A 14,975-nucleotide genomic window follows, 5' to 3' on the forward strand; every position below is an offset into this window, starting at 1 on the left:
CAGCCGCCGGCATCCACCGGAGGCGCATTCGACGGTCCCGCTGACGAGCTCGCTCCCCTGTGGACGGTCGATGGCCGAGGCCGCCAACCGCGCTGGTGAGGCTCATCCATGGGTCGGGACGAGAGCGAGCTCCGGGGAGCTCCGGCCGATCCCTTGAGGGGCGGACACGGAGCGCGGCTGAGGCCTGCTCGATCGACGATCCGATCGGACGGCGTCCACACCATCGGCCCCGCAGAGATCCCCTGGCCGATCCGCCCGCCGCTACCCCCGCTCGTCGACGGCCCGGATCGAGAACAGCTCCTGCGGGGTGCAGTCGAGCGCGTCGCAGATGAGCGTCAGCGTCGTGAAGCGGATCGCGCGGGCGCGGTTGTTCTTGAGGATGGAGAGGTTCGCCAACGTGATGCCGGTGCGGGCAGAGAGGGCGGTGAGGGTCACGCCGCGCTCGGCCAGCACTGCTCCGAGGTGGCAGTCGATCCGGTGCCTCTCGTCGTCGGCGGGCTCAGACAACGCCGTCGACGTCCCGTTCGAGCTTCGCGCCGGCGCGGAACGCCGCCGTCAGGGCGAGGGCCACCGCTCCGGCGAGCAGGACGGGGACGGGCCACTGCGGCAGGTTCGTCCCGATGGCCTGGTAGTCGCCGCCGAGGAAGGCGTCGCGCTGCTCGTCGGTCACCCGGCCGGCGGCGAAGAGCAGGCCGATGCCGGAGCTGAGATACAGGCCCGCCGCGGTGTCGGCGAGGCCCTGCGCCACTCCTCCGATCAGCAGGGCGAGGCTCAGACGGCGCCAGTTCGCGAGGACGAAGGGGTCGAACGGGCGTCCGGCCGCGATGCCGCGGAGGACCCGCAGGAGGAAGACCGTGGCGAGGACGATCGTGACCGCCTGGAGGAGGCTCGGCAGCGCACCGAGCAGGCGGAGGGAGAGGGCGGCGTCGGCGAGCGTGGGCGCGGTGCCCTCGCGCGGCTGGGCCTGCAGCAGCTGCGGGAGGCTCCGGAGCGGGAGGCGGCCGTCCGCTCCCCCGAAGACCAGCAGGGTGCGCCCGGTGGTGACGGTCCAGGTCTGCAGGAGCGCGGTGAGCACGGAGAAGACCGCGACGATGAGCAGGACCGCCCTGGCCACCCGGAACACGCGCGGACGCTCCCGGACCGGTCCGCTGGGGATGACACTCGTCATGGCGTGCTCCTTATCGATCGTCGATGTTATCGAGTATCGATACTACGCACGCCGGTCCGGCGATGTCGACCCGCGGCGCCCGCCGACCACGGAGACGGCGGGAGGGGTGGTTGCCCGGGGCGAGGAGCCCGATCTAGCGTGGAGGGATGTCGGATGCGAGGGAGCGCGCCGCCCGGTACCGGGCCGGCGTCGCGGGCGAGGAGGAGGCGGAGCAGCCCGCCCTGCCGGAGGATCCGCTCGAGCGGGCCGCGTTCGTCGAGACGGCGATCCAGCTCGCGATCCGCCGCGGCGACTTCGACGACCTGCCGGGATCGGGGAAGCCGCTAGCGGACCTGGGCGCGGCCCACGACCCGGACTGGTGGATCCGCCGCAAGATCGAGCGCGAGAACCTCACCGGTATCGGCCCGGCCGCCTTCCTCCTCCGCGCCGAGGACCGCGCGCTCGACGAGCGCCTCGACCGCCTGCACCGCGAGGAGGAGGTGCGCGCCGAGCTCGCCGACTTCAACACGCGGGTGATCGAGGCACGCCGCCAGCTGCTGGGCGGGCCGCCCGTCGTCACCCCGCTCCGGGACGTCGACGAGGAGGTCGCCGCCTGGTCGCAGCGGCGCGCCGATCGCGCCGCCGCGGCCGAGGCCCGGGCGGCCGCCGAGCCGGAGCGGTCCCGCCGCTGGTGGTCGCGGCGGCGCTGACGTCCCCGGAAACCGGACAGACCTGCCCCTCCCACTGGGGTCCCGCCCCGGGAAACCGGGCGGGAGCGCGCCTCCGAATCATGCGTGCACATCAAGTCGACCGGAGTCCGCATGCTCACCGCCACCACCCCCGCACGCCTCCCGAGGGCCCGCCCCTCGACCCTCGCCGCGCCGCCGCTCGCGCTGCTCGAACCCGATTCGGACCGGATGCTCGTCATCCGCGCCGCGGAGGGCGACGACCGCGCGTTCGCCACCATCGTCCGCCGCTACACCGCGCTGCTCCGCGCGACGGCCGCCCGCACCCTCCGCAGCAGCGCCGACGTCGACGACGTGGTGCAGGAGACGTTCCTCGCGGCGTGGACCCACGTGGACAGCGTGATCGACGGCGAGACCATCGCCGGCTGGCTCGTCACGACCGCCCGCCGCCGCAGCGTCGACCGGCTCCGCTCCAGCGTCTCGCGGCTGCGAGCCGAGCTGGACGACGAGTTCCCCGCCTCCGCCGCCGCCGACCCGGAGCACGCCGCGCACTGCGGATCGCTCGCCGCCGACGCCAACCGGGTGCTCGCCGCGATGCCCCCGGCCCAGCGCCGCTGCTGGGAGCTGCGCCAGCTGGAGCAGTGCAGCTACGACGCGATCGCGCACGAGCTGGGGCTCACGACCTCGACCGTCCGCGGACTGCTCGCCCGCGCCCGCGGGACCCTCCGCACGGAGCTCGCCCACTGGCGCTGATCCGCGCTGCGGATCTCGGCGCAGGCGACCAGGCGGGGGCCTTCAGCGGAGGAGGACCGGCCCCGCGCCGATCCGCACCCGGAACAGCGAGTACGGGTACGTCCGCAGATCCGTGCCGCCCTGGTAGTCGGCCTGGCGGTGCAGCTGGTTCGCGGTGACGTACAGGTGCTCGTCCGTCGCGATCGACATGGTGTCGGGCCAGAGCAGCCGCTCGTCGTGCACGATCGTCTCCATCGTGCCGTCGGTGCGACGGCGGACGATCGCGTTGTTCTCGTAGCTCGTGGCGTAGAAGCGGCCCAGCGCATCCGTCTCGAGGCCGTCCGCTCCCCCGCCCTTGTCGCCCTCGTCGACGACGGTCGCCGCGACGTCCTCGTCCGGCACCGACCGGTCGACCAGGGCCGACGTCGCCACGCTGAACCAGCGGCGGGAGGCGAGCGGGCAGTACCAGAGGCGCTCGCCGTCGGCCGAGATCGCGATGCCGTCGGCGCCCATCGTCACCGGCTGCGGGTCGCCGTCTGCCGGGCGCTTCATCAGCACGCGGCCCTCGGCCATCGGCACGAGCTCCGGAGGAGTGAGCGCCTTCGTGCTCGGGTGGTCGTGCAGGCGACGCCAGGCGGTCCCCGCCTCGAGGTCGACGACGATGATCCCGTTCGGGCCGGAGTCGGCCGAGTCGGTGATGTAGGCGATGCCGCGCCGCAGATCGAAGCGCACGTCGTTGAGGTAGGTGGTCGGCAGGGCGACGTCCGGCTCGAGGAGGATCACCTGCTCGACGGTGTCGGTCGCCAGGTCGACGCGGACGAGCTTGGGGCCGCCCTTCTTCGTCGGCTCGAACATCGGGCTGCCGGTGTCGAGGATCCAGAGCCGGTCGGCCGGATCGACGACGATGCTCTGCACCGAGACGAGGGCGCCGGCGTCGTCGATTCCCGACGGCGTGTTCCAGGCCTCGTCCGGGTAGGGCACCGCCGCTCCGTCGACCAGCTCCACGACCGTGGCCGGGACCTCGTCTCCCCACTTGGGGAAGTTCACGAAGATCCGCCCGGTGTGCGAGACGCTGACGCCGGTGGGCATCGGCCCGCTGGTGAAGGCGTGCACGAGCTCCAGCTCGCCGAGCGGCTCGTCGACCGGGCGCGTGCCGCGGGTCTCGTCGGTCGGTCCCCAGAATCCCATGGTGCTCTCGCTGTCCTCCCGCCGGCGCGGGCTCGTGGCGGTCTCGGTGCCGGTCGGGTGCGGAGTCGGTGCCCGCCGCGACCGGTGCTCCTCATCCTGCGCGTCGGCGCCGGTCGGCGGGGAGGAGGTGGCGGACGAGGCGGCGAGCGCCTAGCATCCGGCCGCCGCGGGCGACCCGGGGGCCGCGACCGAGGAGGCGGAGGAGGACCGGCCCGCGTCCGACTTCGGCACGGCCTTCACGAAGGGGCTCAGCATCGGGACGCGGCAGTGCCCGGTGGAGCGGGTCGCCTCGGCGGCCGCTCCCGCCGCCCGCAGTGCACCGCCCCCCGCCGTCGCGCTCACCCGCTGGTCGGCGGGTCGACGGACCGCTGATCCGCCGGCCGTCCGCTTCCGGACATGACCGCTAGAGGGCGTTGCCACTGCGGCCGCTCACCTGCCACGGTCGCAGAGCGACCGACGACGGTCCACCGATCAGAAGGACCGAGGCCCGCACATGGACGACTCCTCTTCGACCGAGACCAGCACGAGCGAGATGACGCCCGAGGTGCTGGCCGCGTTCAGCGACGCCTGGACCCGCCACGACCTCGAAGCGCTGATGAGTCACATGACCGACGATTGCGTGTACGGCGCGTCCGTCGGCCCCGAGCCCGGCCGCACCTGGACGGGCAAGGAGCAGGTCCGCGAGGGATTCGCGCTCATGCTCGCCTTCGACACCGGACAGGAGCGGCACGAGGAGGGGGCTCCCCTCATCGCCGGGACGCGCGGCGCGGCCACCTGGTCCTTCACCGGGACCGGCCCCGACGGCGGACCCCAGGTCACGCGGGGCTGCGACATCTACGAGTTCCGCGGCGGGAGGATCGCCCGCAAGGACGCGTTCCGGAAGGTCTACCGGGCGGACGAGGAGTAGTCCGCGTCGGCCTCCCTCGCGCAGCGGAGCCGGAGCGGCGTCCTCGTACCGGGTGGCCCCGCGCCTACCCGATCGCGCAGACTGGCTCGATGGCAGCGGCGTCGGCACCGGTCGGATGGGGACGTCTGCCCGCCGTCTCGTGGCTGATGGTGCGCGCCTTCACGCGCCACCGCGTCCTCGCCGTCCTGGCCTTCCCGACGGCGCTGCTCTCGCTCGCGCCCTCCGTGATCCGCCGCGCCGCCCATGAGGCGGCCGACCGGAACGGGCTGGTCGTCTTCGGGCGCTACCGGCCGGTCGCCGACGCCCTGGTGAGCATCGCCGTCACCGTCCCGGTCGTCCTGCTGGCCGTGGTGGCGGCCGTGTGGGTCGCGCTCTCGGGGCTGCTCGGCGCGGTCCTGGTCCTCGCGGCGCTCCTCGGCGGAGCCGTGGGGGCGGGGCCCTGCTGGTCGGGACCCCCCTCACCGGGGCCGTCGGCGCGGAGACGCCTCCCGGGCGGCGGTGGACGGTGATGGCGCTCTCGCAGCGCCCCGGGACCCGCCTGTCGGCGGTGCTCGCGACGAGGGAGCTGCTGGCCACGGTCCCCGCGGGAGGCGTCGTCGTGGCCGTCGCCGGCGACGAGCGGCTGGCGGACAGCTACTCGCGCCTCGGCTTCTCCCGGGGACGGGGCCTGCGGATCTCCCAGCAGGTCTGAGGGGCACCTCATCGCCGGACGGAGGCCACCGGCGGCTCGATACGGTGGGGATCGTGCAGTGCGGCTGAGGCCTTCCCGATCCCCGTCGCTCCGTCCCGCTCCCTCCGGCCCGCTCGGGCGCGATCGAAAGGCTCCCCGTGTCCGCACTCCTCCCCCTGCAGGGCAGGACCGCTCTCGTCACCGGTGTCTCGCGGCGGCGCGGCATCGGATTCGCCGTCGCCGCGAAGCTCGCCTCCCTCGGCGCGCACCTCGTCGTCCACCATCACCGCCCTCACGATCTCGACCTCCCCTGGGGAGGCGACGACCTCGACGCGGTCCGGTCCGAGCTCCGCGCGCACCTCACGGAGGGCGCGCGGTTCGCCGACGTCGCCGCGGACCTGGCCGATCCCTCCACGATCCCCGGTCTGATCGCCACCGCAGCCGACCTCACCGGGAGCCTGGACGTCCTCGTCTGCAACCACGCGAAGAGCGGTGACGACGGCAGCATCCTCGACATGACGCCCGAGCGGCTCACCGCGTTCTGGGACGTCAACACCCGCTCCACCCTCCTGCTCACCGCGGAGTTCGCGCGGCTCCGGGCACCGCGCACGGACGGACCCCGCCGGCCCGGCGACCGGATCGTCGGAGCCGGGCCCTACGCCCGGGCGCAGGGACACGTGTTCTGGATGACGTCCGGCCAGATCCACGGCGCGATGCGCGGAGAGGTCGCCTACGCCGCGAGCAAGGCCGCACTCGCCGGCGTCACCGCCACGGTCGCCGCCGAGCTCCTGGAGCTCGGGATCGTGCTCAACACGATCGATCCCGGTCCGGTGAACACGGGATACCTGGACCCGGAGACCACCGACCGGTCGCTCGAGGACCTCGAGGAGTACGTCGCGACCACGCCCTTCGGCCGGGTCGGCGCGCCGGCGGACCCCGCGGAGCTGATCGCATGGCTGGCCACGTCGGCGGGCAGCTGGGTCGTCGGGCAGGTGCTCACGACCGACGGCGGGTTCAGCCTGTGACCGGAGCGGCGGCGCAGCGGCTCCGGACCTAGTCGGAGGCGACGGCCCGCACGATGGTGCGGGCGACCTCGAGCACCTCGCGCTCGTGGCTCAGGTGCACCTCGTGCACCGCTCCGGGCCAGGACAGCAGCGGCGCGTCCAGGGCGGCGGCGACGCGCCGATGCGCGCGATGCAGGGAGGACCCGGGCCTGCGGTCCGCGGTCACCACGGCCGCGGGGACCGCGGGCAGCTGAGACTCGTCGAAGCCCCGCGCCACCTGCTCCAGACCGGCGGCGGCGGAGGCGAGCCCCGGCAGGTCGACGTCCGCCATCGCGAGAGCGGCCGCGCGCGCGGCCGGGCTCATCGCGTGGCGCCTCGCCGACCGGGCGGCGCTCGTGCGCAGCAGCGCGGACAGCGCTCGGCCGAGCCCCGGCAGTCTCGAGAGCGTCGCCGTCGCCCGGGCCGTCCGCTCCACCTGACGCGCCAGTGCCGTGTCGTTGACGGGCGTCGGGTCGAGGAGCACCAGTCCCGCGACGTCCTCGGGATGATCGCGAGCGAGCAGCATCGCGACGGCACCGCCGAGGCTCTGGCCGATCACGACGACGGGACCTGTCCCGAGGCCGGCCAGCACGGCGTGGACGGCGTCTGCGGCGTCGGTGAGTCCGCCGGCGACCTCCGACCCCGCTGTGCCCGGTCTGTCGTAGAGGACCACCCGGCAGCCCGGATCGACGATCAGGCCCTCGACCAGCCCGGGGAAGAAACCGTCGACGGCCTCGCCCCCGCCCGGCAGGAGGAGCACGGCCTGCCCGGATTCACCCCGCACCTGCAGCATCCGGCGAGCCTAGCCGGGGAGCCGTCCGGCGCCGACGACCGGCGCGGCCGGGCCCGGGGATGATGGGCGCATGGGAACTCGTGGGGCCGGAGTGCTGTGGGTGGTGAGCGCGCTCGCCTACATCGGAGCGGAGGCGGTCGCCGCGTCCGCGTTCCCGGGCTACAGCTACGCACGGAACTACATCAGCGATCTCGGCGTGCCCGAGGTGGGCGTGTTCCAGGGGCGCGCGATCGACTCGCCGCTGCACGCGGTGATGAACGCCGGATTCCTCCTGCAGGGGGCGCTCTACCTCGCCGCCGCCGTCACGACCGTGCGGGCGGCGCGGGGTGGATCGCGGGGGCTGTTCCTCTCCCTCGCCGTGGTCCACGCCGTGGGCATCGCCGTGGTGGGCCTCGTGCACGGGAGCAGCGCCAGTGCGCAGAACGGGATCGGCGGCCTGCACGTGGTCGGCGCCGCGATGGCGATCGTCGGCGGCAACGCGGCCTCGATCGTCGCCGGTGCCGCGGCCCGGCGCGGCCGCGCCCCGTGGGCGCTCGAGACGGTCGGGATCGTGCTCGGTGCGGCCGGCCTGCTCGCGCTGCTGATGCTGCAGGTCGACACCCGCGTGCCCGGCGTCGACCTGCTGCCCGACGGCGTCTGGGAGCGCGCCTCCGTCTACGCCGTCACGGCCTGGCAGCTCGCGACCGGCCTGCGGCTGCTCCGACGGCCGGAGGTGCCGCGGCAGCCGCGGCCTCCTCAGACCGCGGGCAGCGGCGCGCAGGTGCGCAGCGCCGTGCACCGGCTCTTCCAGCTCGGGATCCGGATCCCGGAGGCCCTCTCGGTCGTCGTGTTCGACGACAACCCGTGGAGCGAGCTGGTCACCCCGCCGCTCAGCGTCGTCCGCCAGCCGATCGACATGCTCGCCCGTCACAGCGTCGAGCTCGTCCTCGCCCGCATGCAGGGCCGCCTCCCCGAGGCGCCGCAGCACATCGAGGTGCAGGCCGACCTCGTCATCCGCTCCAGCTGCGCCGCACCCCCGCAGCGCTGATCCCCCTCCCCCTCCGAAAGGCACGCCATGTCCGATCCCGTCGTCGTCACCGCGATCTTCACTCCCGCCGAGGGGCAGCGCGACGCGCTCGTCGCCGCCCTCTCCACCGCCATCGCGGAGGTGCACGAGGAGGAGGGCTGCGAGCTCTACGCGATCCACGACTCGCCCGACGGCACCATCGTCATGCTGGAGAAGTGGACGAGCGGCGACCTGCTCGACGCGCACGGCGCCGGCGAGCCGGTCGTCCGCCTCAACGCGGCGATCCGCGGACTCGTCGCCCATCCTCCCGTCGTGACGCGGCTCGTCCCGATCCCGGCCGGCACCTCGCAGCAGGGCGAGCTCTAGCACCCGGGGGCGGGGCCGCTCCGGATCCGGATCGCGCGCCTCCCGCCGGAAACGCGCGCGAAACAGCGGAGGCCTACGGTCGGGAGCGACCCCGCCGCCCCGGCCGCTCCCTGGAGGATCCGCATGCCCCGCCCCGCCTTCCCCGCCCCGCCCAGCGCCGAGCTGCACATCCACCTCGAGGGCACGATCGAGCCCGAGCACATCGTCGAGATGGCGCGCCGCAACGGGGTCGCCCTGCCAACCGAGGATCTCGACGCCCTCCGCGCGCGGTACTCCTTCACCGACCTCGCGTCGTTCCTGGAGCTGCACTACTCGAACCTCACCGTGCTGAAGACGGAGCGGGACTTCTTCGAGCTCGCGACCGGCTACCTCGACCGGGCGCAGAAGGCGAACGTCCGCCGCGCCGAGATCTTCTTCGACCCGCAGACGCACCTCGGCAACGGCGTCGCGCTCGACACCGTGATGAGCGGGATCACCCGTGCGCTCGGCCGGAGCGAGGAGACCCACGGGATCTCGACGGACCTGATCATGTGCTTCCTCCGCGACCTGGGCGCCGACGCGGCCGACGAGATGCTGACGGCGATCCTCCCCTGGCGCGAGCACATCATCGGCGTCGGGCTCGACTCGAACGAGGTGGGCTTCGGCCCGGAGCTGTTCGTCGACGTCTACGCGCGCGCCGCGGCGGAGGGACTGCGCCTGGTCGCGCACGCCGGCGAGGAGGGCGGGCCGGAGACGGTCGCGGCCACCGTCGAGCTGCTGAAGGTCGAGCGGATCGACCACGGGATCCGCGCGATGGAGGACCCGGAGGTGGTCGCGATGCTCCGCGAGCGCCGCATCCCGGTGACGGTGTGCCCGCTGTCGAACGTGGCCCTGCGCGCGGTGGACACGATGGCCGACCACCCGCTGCCCGCGATGCTCCGCGAGGGACTCGTCGTGACGGTCTCGAGCGACGATCCGCCCTACTTCGGCGGCTACGTGGATGAGAACTACCGCGCCCTGGTCGAGGAGCTGGGGATTGACGACGCGCAGCTCGAGCAGCTGGCGCTCAACTCCTTCGACGCGGCGTTCATCACGGAGGAGGACCGCGAGCGCTGGCAGGCGGAGGTGCGCGAGCACTTCGCGCGGTGAGCGCGCCACTGCCCGGAGAACGATCGTTCCCACCCCGTCTCCGGGCACTGCACTCTGGTTCTGCGGGCGCACGCCTCCGCGCCCGCCCTACGCTGGCCGGATGACCCGATCCGACGGCACGCGATGAGCTGGGTGCTCCTCGCCGGCGCGATCCTCACCGAGGTGACGGCGTCGCTCGCCCTCCAGGCCGCCATCGAGTCGCCGGGCTGGTATGCCCTCGTGGTGGCGGGCTACCTGGCGGCGTTCGTCCTCCTCAGCCAGGTGCTCAAGGCCGGCATGCCGATCGGAGTCGCGTACGGCGTGTGGGGCGCGTGCGGCGTCGCGCTGACGGCGGTCCTCGCGGCCGTGCTCTTCGGTCAGCCGCTGACGGGCGTGATGACGATCGGGCTGGTGCTGATCATCGCGGGCGTGCTGATGGTCGAGATCGGCTCGCAGCGAGCGCAGGCCGCGCGCCGGGCGGTGCGCTGATGGCCTGGCTGCTGCTCTCGGGCGCGATCCTCACCGAGGTCGCCGCGACGATGAGCCTCAAGCCCGCGACGGACGGCCGGAAGCGCTGGTACGTCGTGGTCGGAGTGGGCTACGTCGTCGCGTTCACGCTGCTGGCCGGGGCGCTCGCGCAGGGCATGCCGATCGGGGTGGCCTACGGGATCTGGGCGGCGGTCGGAGTCGCGCTGACCGCGGTGCTCGGCCGCTGGCTGTTCCAGGACCCGCTGACCTGGACGATGCTCGGCGGGATCGGCCTGATCATCGCCGGCGTGCTGCTGGTGGAGCTCGGGCACTGACCGGCCGAGTGCCGTCGCGGCGGGAGTCTCTCCACTCAGCGGCCGTCGCGGCGGGAGCGCGCCTCCTCAGCCGTCGTCGCGGCGGAAGCGCTTCGGCGTCACCGGTTGTCGCGGCGGTACCGCGCCTCGCGGCCGGCGATGTGGAGGCCGAGCCCGGTGACCGCGACCGCGAAGGCGACCAGCACGCCGATGAACGCGATCTCGTCGCCTGCTCCGACCGCCACGGCCGCGACGGCGAGCCCGATCAGCGCGAGGGCGAGCACCACGGCGCCGACGGTCTCGAGAGGGCTCCAGGCGGTCATGGCTCCAGCGTGCGCTCGGAGCGGCGCGCGGGCAAGGGGCGGCAGGCGAACAGGACATTGCAGAACGGACCTTGACATACCGCACTCGGGTCATCGCGCCATAACCAGTGGACGGGCATCCGGGTGGTCCCTTTTCAGGAGCGCTGCCGACTGATCGGTCCGAACGGGATGCGTCGGCTCGGTCCCCGCCGACTGACAGGATGAGATACACACACCAGCTGGAGGCGCCGTGGATCCCGAAGAAGCTGTCGTCGTCCCCCTGGTCCCGACGCCGTCGGAACCGAGCACCGAGGGGATGCTCCGCATGCTCCTCAATCGCGATGCTTTGCTCATCAGTCGCGTGCCGACACCGGCCGGCCAGGTGGCCTCGGGTCTCGTGGCTCAGACCGCAGGGGCCTTCGCGAAGGCGATCGGTCAGGCTGCGGGCGGCCTCACCCGATCGCCCGGATCCGCTGAGGGCCTCTACCGCGTCATCCTCCCGACCGGCGCGGTCGCTCGCGATCTCGTTCCCGCAGTAGGGGGCGGGTTCCGCGGAATCGTCCGGGCGGCCGGGTCGACGAAACTCTCGGCTCATGCTCGGCTCGTCCCGGCAGTGGCGGGGACGGGCGCCGCTGCTGCGGCCGGACCACTTATCGCCACGGTGGGTCTCGCCGTCGCCGGGGATATGCTCGCGCAGCACCAGATGAACAAGAAGCTTGAGAGGATCACGACGACACTGCTCGGAATCGAGAATCGGGCCAACGAGGAGGACCGATCGGTACTGGTCACCGCGGCGCAGCAGACGCGGAAAGTCGCCGGCTACCTGCTCGACCAAGCGAGGATCCCGGCGATCTCTTCAGCCGCCCATGCCTTCGGTGCGCTCGATGCGCTTGCAAACAGCTACGAGGATCGTCTCGACCGCTGGCTCGATGTCGTGGCCAAGTACGAGGGCGTTGACCGGGTGTACGCGCCCGAGCTCCTCGTCGCACTCGTGGGCAAGCGCGACGATCCGATGAGGGAATTCGAACGCATCGTCGCCCAGATGTACGAGGGATTCTCTCTTCGAGCTCGGATCGCGGTGCTCGAGAGGGTCGCGGCCGAGCATGCGAATCCGGACCGGTCGCTGCTCTCCGTCGAGGGGGTCCTCCGCGACGAGCTCGGGCGGATCGCGGCACGACAGGTGCAGCTCGTCGGGCTCCTCGATGATCTGAGCGTTCTGCAGATCGACGCGAGCAGGATTCTCATCGCCTTCGCCGGCAAAGGAACTCTCGAGGCTCGAACGACCTTCAGCCGTCTCGCCCGGGCGCTCCACACGCTGCCCGACGGGATCCCGGTTCTCACCGACTCGGACCAGACCGTCCTCGAGCTCACCCCGAATAGGGGCGGCCTCTCAGTGGCAGCGCCCGCCGATCATTAGGCGCCGTCCACGGGCGCAAGCCGATCTCGAAGACACTTCAACGCGGAGGTAAGAATGGTCAAGGCAGCGGAGACGAACCTCGCCGGTGTGCTGGAGGGTAAGAAGCAGTACCAGGTGCCGCTCTACCAGCGGGTCTACTCATGGGGGAAGCCGCAGCTCGACCAGCTGTGGAACGACATCGCCGAGCTCGCGAACACCCGCCGCGAGGAGCCCACCGCGACGCACTTCATCGGCTCGCTGGTACTCGCCCAGAGCCCCGACTTCTCGGTTGTCGGCGTCTCGAAGCTGCTCGTGGTCGATGGGCAGCAGCGCCTGACGACCCTCACGCTCCTCCTGGCCGCCCTCCGAGACCACTTGAACGAGACCGGCGACGCCGAAAAGGCTGAGGGCATCCAGGCGCAGTACCTGGTCAATGTGTACGACAAGGACAAGCCGGCGAAAGTTCTGCCCACGCAGGCGGATAGAGCCTCCTACCTGGCGGTCATTCGGTCGGCTCCGGACGCAGGAGGTATCGGCCGGATCGGCGAGGCGTACAACCACTTCCGCTCGAAGATCGCTGCGGCCGACGACCCGGATGATCCGCACGATCTCGAGGAGATCGAGAACGTCATAGTCAACGGCCTCGCCCTCGTCGTCGTGACGGCAGAGCCCCGGGACAATGCACACCGCATCTTCGAATCGCTGAACAACACCGGCCTTCAGCTGACCCAGTCGGATCTCCTGAAGAACTATCTGTTCATGCGGCTCGGCGACAGCGGCGTCGAGGTCTACGAATCGGTCTGGTTGCCTCTGGAGAAGAAGCTCAGTGCAGACAGCCTCGAGTTGCTGTTCTGGCTCGACCTGGTGCAGACGGACGAACGCGCCAAGCAGTCGGACACGTATACAGGGCAGCAGAAGCGCTTGGAGAAGCTCGCCGGCCCGGCGGAAATCGTGGCCGAGGTCGTGCGAATCGCGAAGCTGGGCGACGTACTCGCGGCTATTCTCGATCCTTCGCTCGAGGTCGACAACCGAATCCAGAGACGCCTGACGCGGATCCGAGCATGGGGCTCGACGACTGCGTATCCCGTCGTCATGCGCCTCTTGGACCGGCGGGCTGCAGGAACCGCGTCCGCTGATCAGGTGCTTCAGGCCCTGACCTACCTCGAGTCCTACTTCGTCCGGCGCATCGTCATCGGGCGCGCGACTGCGAGCTTGAATCGAACGCTCCTTCAAGCAGTGAGCGCCATTGCCGATGCCCCCGATATCGACGTCGCGTTGCGCGAGCACCTGTCGCGCGGCCGCAAGTACTACGGCACGGACAAGCAGGTGCGGGAGGCGGTGACGAATGTCCCGTTCTACTGGCAGGGTCGGGCCGCTCAGAAGAAGCTCATCCTGCTGTGGCTCGAGGAGTCCTACGAGTCGAAGGAGACTATCGACCCGGGCAACCTGACCATCGAGCACGTCCTGCCTCAGACCCTGACCGACGCCGTACGGCGTGGTTTCGAGCGGGGCCTGCCCGACGGATCCGATCTCGCCTATGAGCACGACCGCCTCGTCCACACGATCGGCAACCTCACTCTCACCGGGTACAACAGCGAGCTCAGCAACCGCCCCTTCGACCAGAAGCGCAGGATGCTGGCCGAGAGTGGCCTTCGCCTTAATCAGGAGATCGCGGGCGAGGAGGAGTGGGGCGCTCCGGAGATCGCGAAGCGCAGCGCCGCTCTCGCAGAGAGGATCATCGCTCTGTGGCCTGGTCCTGATGAAGACCTGACGTCGTCCGGCGGGGCAGAGCCCTCCGCGATGCGGAGCGTCGTGGCCTCAATAGTCGCCGAGATCCCCTCCGGCAGATGGACGTCCTACGGCGAGGTCGCCCTGGTCGCCGGCTCTTACCCTCAACCCGTCGCAGCCGTCCTCGCGAGCAACCCGATGCAAGGCGCGTGGAGAGTACTTCAAAGCGGCGGCACGATAGCGCCGGGCTTCAGATGGATGGACTCGGACCGGACCGATCCTCCGCGCGAGTTCCTCGAGTCCGAGGGTCTCACCTTCGATCGCGAGGGCCGGGCCGATCCGGCGCAGTTCCTCCGCGCCGAAGACCTCGCCGATCTCGCGGGGCTGGAGATCGACCAGGATCGACATCGGGTGCCTGGGACCCGGCCGCTCCTCGCGCAGAGGAAGGCGTTCTTCCTCAAGGTCCACGACCTCGGCGAGAGTCTCCAGACGAGGATCACGTCCTGGCCCAGCGGATCGACCGGATCCACTGTCGACGTGAGTCTCGGCGTGCCCGGATCCGTCATCGTCCTCGGATTGTCGTCCCGCGAACCCGCCGGCGTCTCCTGTGCGCTGAAGATCCGAGAGGACAAGGCGCTCTTCGCCCGCCTGCTCGACCATCGCGTGGAGATCGAGGCTGCCGTCGGCGCGGATCTCGAGTGGCTCAATGAGCCGGGGAACCTGTCGAGCCAGGTCCTCCTACGCGAAACCGGCGAGTGGCGCGACGAGGCCACCGCTCCTGATCTCGCTCAATGGCTCATAGTCACCGCCGAGAGATTCGCTGAGGTGTTCCCGGCGTTCCTCCTTCCGAAGCACTCGTGAGCACGAAGTGCATGACAGGGTGCCGAGCAGTCACGGGAAGCCGGTTCTCGTTCGGAGGAAGCCCGCCAGGGGCGCCGGTCATGAGACGAAAAACCGAGCTCGGCGACACCCTTCGGCACTCGCCCCGCCGCCGCGCCCGCCCCTAGGCTCGACGGCGTGACCGCCTCCGTCCCCGCCGGTCCAAGAGGCGCATGACGACGGGATACGCAGTCGTCGAGCCCCATGCTCGGATCCGCGTCAGGCGTCTCTGGATTCGGTTGT

At 71.6% G+C, this 14,975-nt stretch carries 18 protein-coding genes; 13 read left to right on the forward strand and 5 right to left on the reverse strand.

The window, feature by feature from the left end; translation table 11 throughout:
* Nucleotides 1-261 precede the first annotated feature (261 nt).
* Both C5C33_RS14695 and C5C33_RS14700 read right to left on the reverse strand, forming a co-directional pair.
* Complete coding sequence (locus C5C33_RS14695) at nucleotides 262-507, reverse strand: helix-turn-helix transcriptional regulator (RefSeq protein WP_104261480.1); 246 nt, start codon at nucleotides 505-507, stop codon at nucleotides 262-264.
* Complete coding sequence (locus C5C33_RS14700; protein WP_104261481.1) at nucleotides 500-1,168, reverse strand: hypothetical protein; 669 nt, start codon at nucleotides 1,166-1,168, stop codon at nucleotides 500-502. The genes C5C33_RS14695 and C5C33_RS14700 overlap by 8 nt, the downstream gene beginning before the upstream one ends.
* Nucleotides 1,169-1,314: 146 nt before the next feature.
* On the opposite strand from C5C33_RS14700, the gene C5C33_RS14705 reads away from it, so the two are divergent.
* Together C5C33_RS14705 and C5C33_RS14710 are read left to right on the forward strand one after the other, a co-directional pair.
* Nucleotides 1,315-1,857, forward strand: coding sequence for a DUF1992 domain-containing protein (locus C5C33_RS14705; RefSeq protein WP_104248120.1), 543 nt, complete (start codon nucleotides 1,315-1,317; stop codon nucleotides 1,855-1,857).
* An 84-nt stretch (nucleotides 1,858-1,941) separates the two neighbouring features.
* Nucleotides 1,942-2,586: an RNA polymerase sigma factor gene (locus C5C33_RS14710; protein ID WP_104261482.1), complete on the forward strand. Its 645-nt coding sequence runs from the start codon at nucleotides 1,942-1,944 to the stop codon at nucleotides 2,584-2,586.
* Between the two features lie 42 nt (nucleotides 2,587-2,628).
* Here the strand turns inward: C5C33_RS14710 and C5C33_RS14715 are convergent, their stop codons facing one another.
* A complete protein-coding gene (locus tag C5C33_RS14715; protein ID WP_104261483.1) occupies nucleotides 2,629-3,753 on the reverse strand; it encodes an L-dopachrome tautomerase-related protein in 1,125 nt (374 codons plus the stop codon).
* A 493-nt stretch (nucleotides 3,754-4,246) separates the two neighbouring features.
* Between C5C33_RS14715 and C5C33_RS14725 the strand changes: the two genes are divergently transcribed.
* From C5C33_RS14725 to C5C33_RS14740, 4 genes are all read left to right on the forward strand, one after another.
* Nucleotides 4,247-4,660: a nuclear transport factor 2 family protein gene (locus C5C33_RS14725; RefSeq protein ID WP_219812314.1), complete on the forward strand. Its 414-nt coding sequence runs from the start codon at nucleotides 4,247-4,249 to the stop codon at nucleotides 4,658-4,660.
* Nucleotides 4,661-4,749: 89 nt separating this feature from the next.
* The gene (locus tag C5C33_RS14730) at nucleotides 4,750-5,169 is read left to right on the forward strand and encodes a hypothetical protein (protein WP_146085797.1); all 420 of its coding nucleotides are present in this window, start codon (nucleotides 4,750-4,752) and stop codon (nucleotides 5,167-5,169) included.
* Nucleotides 5,169-5,351 (forward strand): hypothetical protein, encoded by a 183-nt coding sequence (locus C5C33_RS14735; protein ID WP_104261485.1) that lies wholly within the window; start codon nucleotides 5,169-5,171, stop codon nucleotides 5,349-5,351. Before C5C33_RS14730 ends, C5C33_RS14735 begins: the two co-directional genes overlap by 1 nt.
* A 137-nt stretch (nucleotides 5,352-5,488) precedes the next feature.
* On the forward strand, nucleotides 5,489-6,355 hold the full coding sequence (locus C5C33_RS14740) for an SDR family oxidoreductase (RefSeq protein WP_258069259.1): 867 nt from the start codon (nucleotides 5,489-5,491) through the stop codon (nucleotides 6,353-6,355).
* 28 nt (nucleotides 6,356-6,383) lie between these two features.
* On the opposite strand, the gene C5C33_RS14745 is transcribed toward C5C33_RS14740, so the two are convergent.
* Nucleotides 6,384-7,166: an alpha/beta fold hydrolase gene (locus C5C33_RS14745; protein WP_104248124.1), complete on the reverse strand. Its 783-nt coding sequence runs from the start codon at nucleotides 7,164-7,166 to the stop codon at nucleotides 6,384-6,386.
* A 70-nt stretch (nucleotides 7,167-7,236) separates the two neighbouring features.
* Here C5C33_RS14745 and C5C33_RS14750 point away from each other — a divergent pair, with 70 nt between their 5' ends.
* From C5C33_RS14750 to C5C33_RS14770, 5 genes are all read left to right on the forward strand, one after another.
* Entirely contained in the window at nucleotides 7,237-8,193 is a 957-nt protein-coding gene (locus tag C5C33_RS14750) for a DUF998 domain-containing protein (RefSeq protein WP_258069260.1), read from the forward strand.
* A gap of 27 nt (nucleotides 8,194-8,220) precedes the next feature.
* Nucleotides 8,221-8,538 carry a putative quinol monooxygenase gene (locus C5C33_RS14755; protein WP_104224889.1) on the forward strand — a complete coding sequence of 106 codons (318 nt, stop codon included), beginning with the start codon at nucleotides 8,221-8,223 and terminating at the stop codon, nucleotides 8,536-8,538.
* 123 nt (nucleotides 8,539-8,661) lie between these two features.
* On the forward strand, nucleotides 8,662-9,666 hold the full coding sequence (locus C5C33_RS14760; protein WP_104261486.1) for an adenosine deaminase: 1,005 nt from the start codon (nucleotides 8,662-8,664) through the stop codon (nucleotides 9,664-9,666).
* 123 nt (nucleotides 9,667-9,789) lie between these two features.
* Entirely contained in the window at nucleotides 9,790-10,134 is a 345-nt protein-coding gene (locus C5C33_RS14765) for a multidrug efflux SMR transporter (protein ID WP_104261487.1), read from the forward strand.
* On the forward strand, nucleotides 10,134-10,448 hold the full coding sequence (locus tag C5C33_RS14770) for a multidrug efflux SMR transporter (RefSeq protein WP_104224891.1): 315 nt from the start codon (nucleotides 10,134-10,136) through the stop codon (nucleotides 10,446-10,448). The genes C5C33_RS14765 and C5C33_RS14770 overlap by 1 nt, the downstream gene beginning before the upstream one ends.
* 98 nt (nucleotides 10,449-10,546) lie before the next feature.
* Here the strand turns inward: C5C33_RS14770 and C5C33_RS14775 are convergent, their stop codons facing one another.
* Nucleotides 10,547-10,750, reverse strand: a complete 204-nt coding sequence (locus C5C33_RS14775) for a hypothetical protein (RefSeq protein WP_104227488.1) — start codon at nucleotides 10,748-10,750, stop codon at nucleotides 10,547-10,549.
* A 229-nt stretch (nucleotides 10,751-10,979) separates the two neighbouring features.
* Between C5C33_RS14775 and C5C33_RS14780 the strand changes: the two genes are divergently transcribed.
* Both C5C33_RS14780 and C5C33_RS14785 read left to right on the forward strand, forming a co-directional pair.
* Nucleotides 10,980-12,146, forward strand: a complete 1,167-nt coding sequence (locus C5C33_RS14780; RefSeq protein ID WP_104234520.1) for a hypothetical protein — start codon at nucleotides 10,980-10,982, stop codon at nucleotides 12,144-12,146.
* Between the two features lie 54 nt (nucleotides 12,147-12,200).
* Nucleotides 12,201-14,714, forward strand: a complete 2,514-nt coding sequence (locus C5C33_RS14785) for a DUF4268 domain-containing protein (RefSeq protein ID WP_104261488.1) — start codon at nucleotides 12,201-12,203, stop codon at nucleotides 14,712-14,714.
* Nucleotides 14,715-14,975: the final 261 nt, after the last annotated feature.

The organism is Rathayibacter sp. AY1H3, from assembly GCF_002932015.1.

Bases quoted from the DNA above. Each gene is read 5' to 3' on its own strand.
- C5C33_RS14700 (WP_104261481.1), bottom strand. From the start codon at position 1,168: ATGACGAGTGTCATCCCCAGCGGACCGGTCCGGGAGCGTCCGCGCGTG.
- C5C33_RS14705 (WP_104248120.1), top strand. From the start codon at position 1,315: ATGTCGGATGCGAGGGAGCGCGCCGCCCGGTACCGGGCCGGCGTCGCG.
- C5C33_RS14715 (WP_104261483.1), bottom strand. From the start codon at position 3,753: ATGGGATTCTGGGGACCGACCGACGAGACCCGCGGCACGCGCCCGGTC.
- C5C33_RS14725 (WP_219812314.1), top strand. From the start codon at position 4,247: ATGGACGACTCCTCTTCGACCGAGACCAGCACGAGCGAGATGACGCCC.
- C5C33_RS14730 (WP_146085797.1), top strand. From the start codon at position 4,750: ATGGCAGCGGCGTCGGCACCGGTCGGATGGGGACGTCTGCCCGCCGTC.
- C5C33_RS14735 (WP_104261485.1), top strand. From the start codon at position 5,169: ATGGCGCTCTCGCAGCGCCCCGGGACCCGCCTGTCGGCGGTGCTCGCG.
- C5C33_RS14745 (WP_104248124.1), bottom strand. From the start codon at position 7,166: ATGCTGCAGGTGCGGGGTGAATCCGGGCAGGCCGTGCTCCTCCTGCCG.
- C5C33_RS14750 (WP_258069260.1), top strand. From the start codon at position 7,237: ATGGGAACTCGTGGGGCCGGAGTGCTGTGGGTGGTGAGCGCGCTCGCC.
- C5C33_RS14755 (WP_104224889.1), top strand. From the start codon at position 8,221: ATGTCCGATCCCGTCGTCGTCACCGCGATCTTCACTCCCGCCGAGGGG.
- C5C33_RS14760 (WP_104261486.1), top strand. From the start codon at position 8,662: ATGCCCCGCCCCGCCTTCCCCGCCCCGCCCAGCGCCGAGCTGCACATC.
- C5C33_RS14765 (WP_104261487.1), top strand. From the start codon at position 9,790: ATGAGCTGGGTGCTCCTCGCCGGCGCGATCCTCACCGAGGTGACGGCG.
- C5C33_RS14770 (WP_104224891.1), top strand. From the start codon at position 10,134: ATGGCCTGGCTGCTGCTCTCGGGCGCGATCCTCACCGAGGTCGCCGCG.
- C5C33_RS14775 (WP_104227488.1), bottom strand. From the start codon at position 10,750: ATGACCGCCTGGAGCCCTCTCGAGACCGTCGGCGCCGTGGTGCTCGCC.
- C5C33_RS14785 (WP_104261488.1), top strand. From the start codon at position 12,201: ATGGTCAAGGCAGCGGAGACGAACCTCGCCGGTGTGCTGGAGGGTAAG.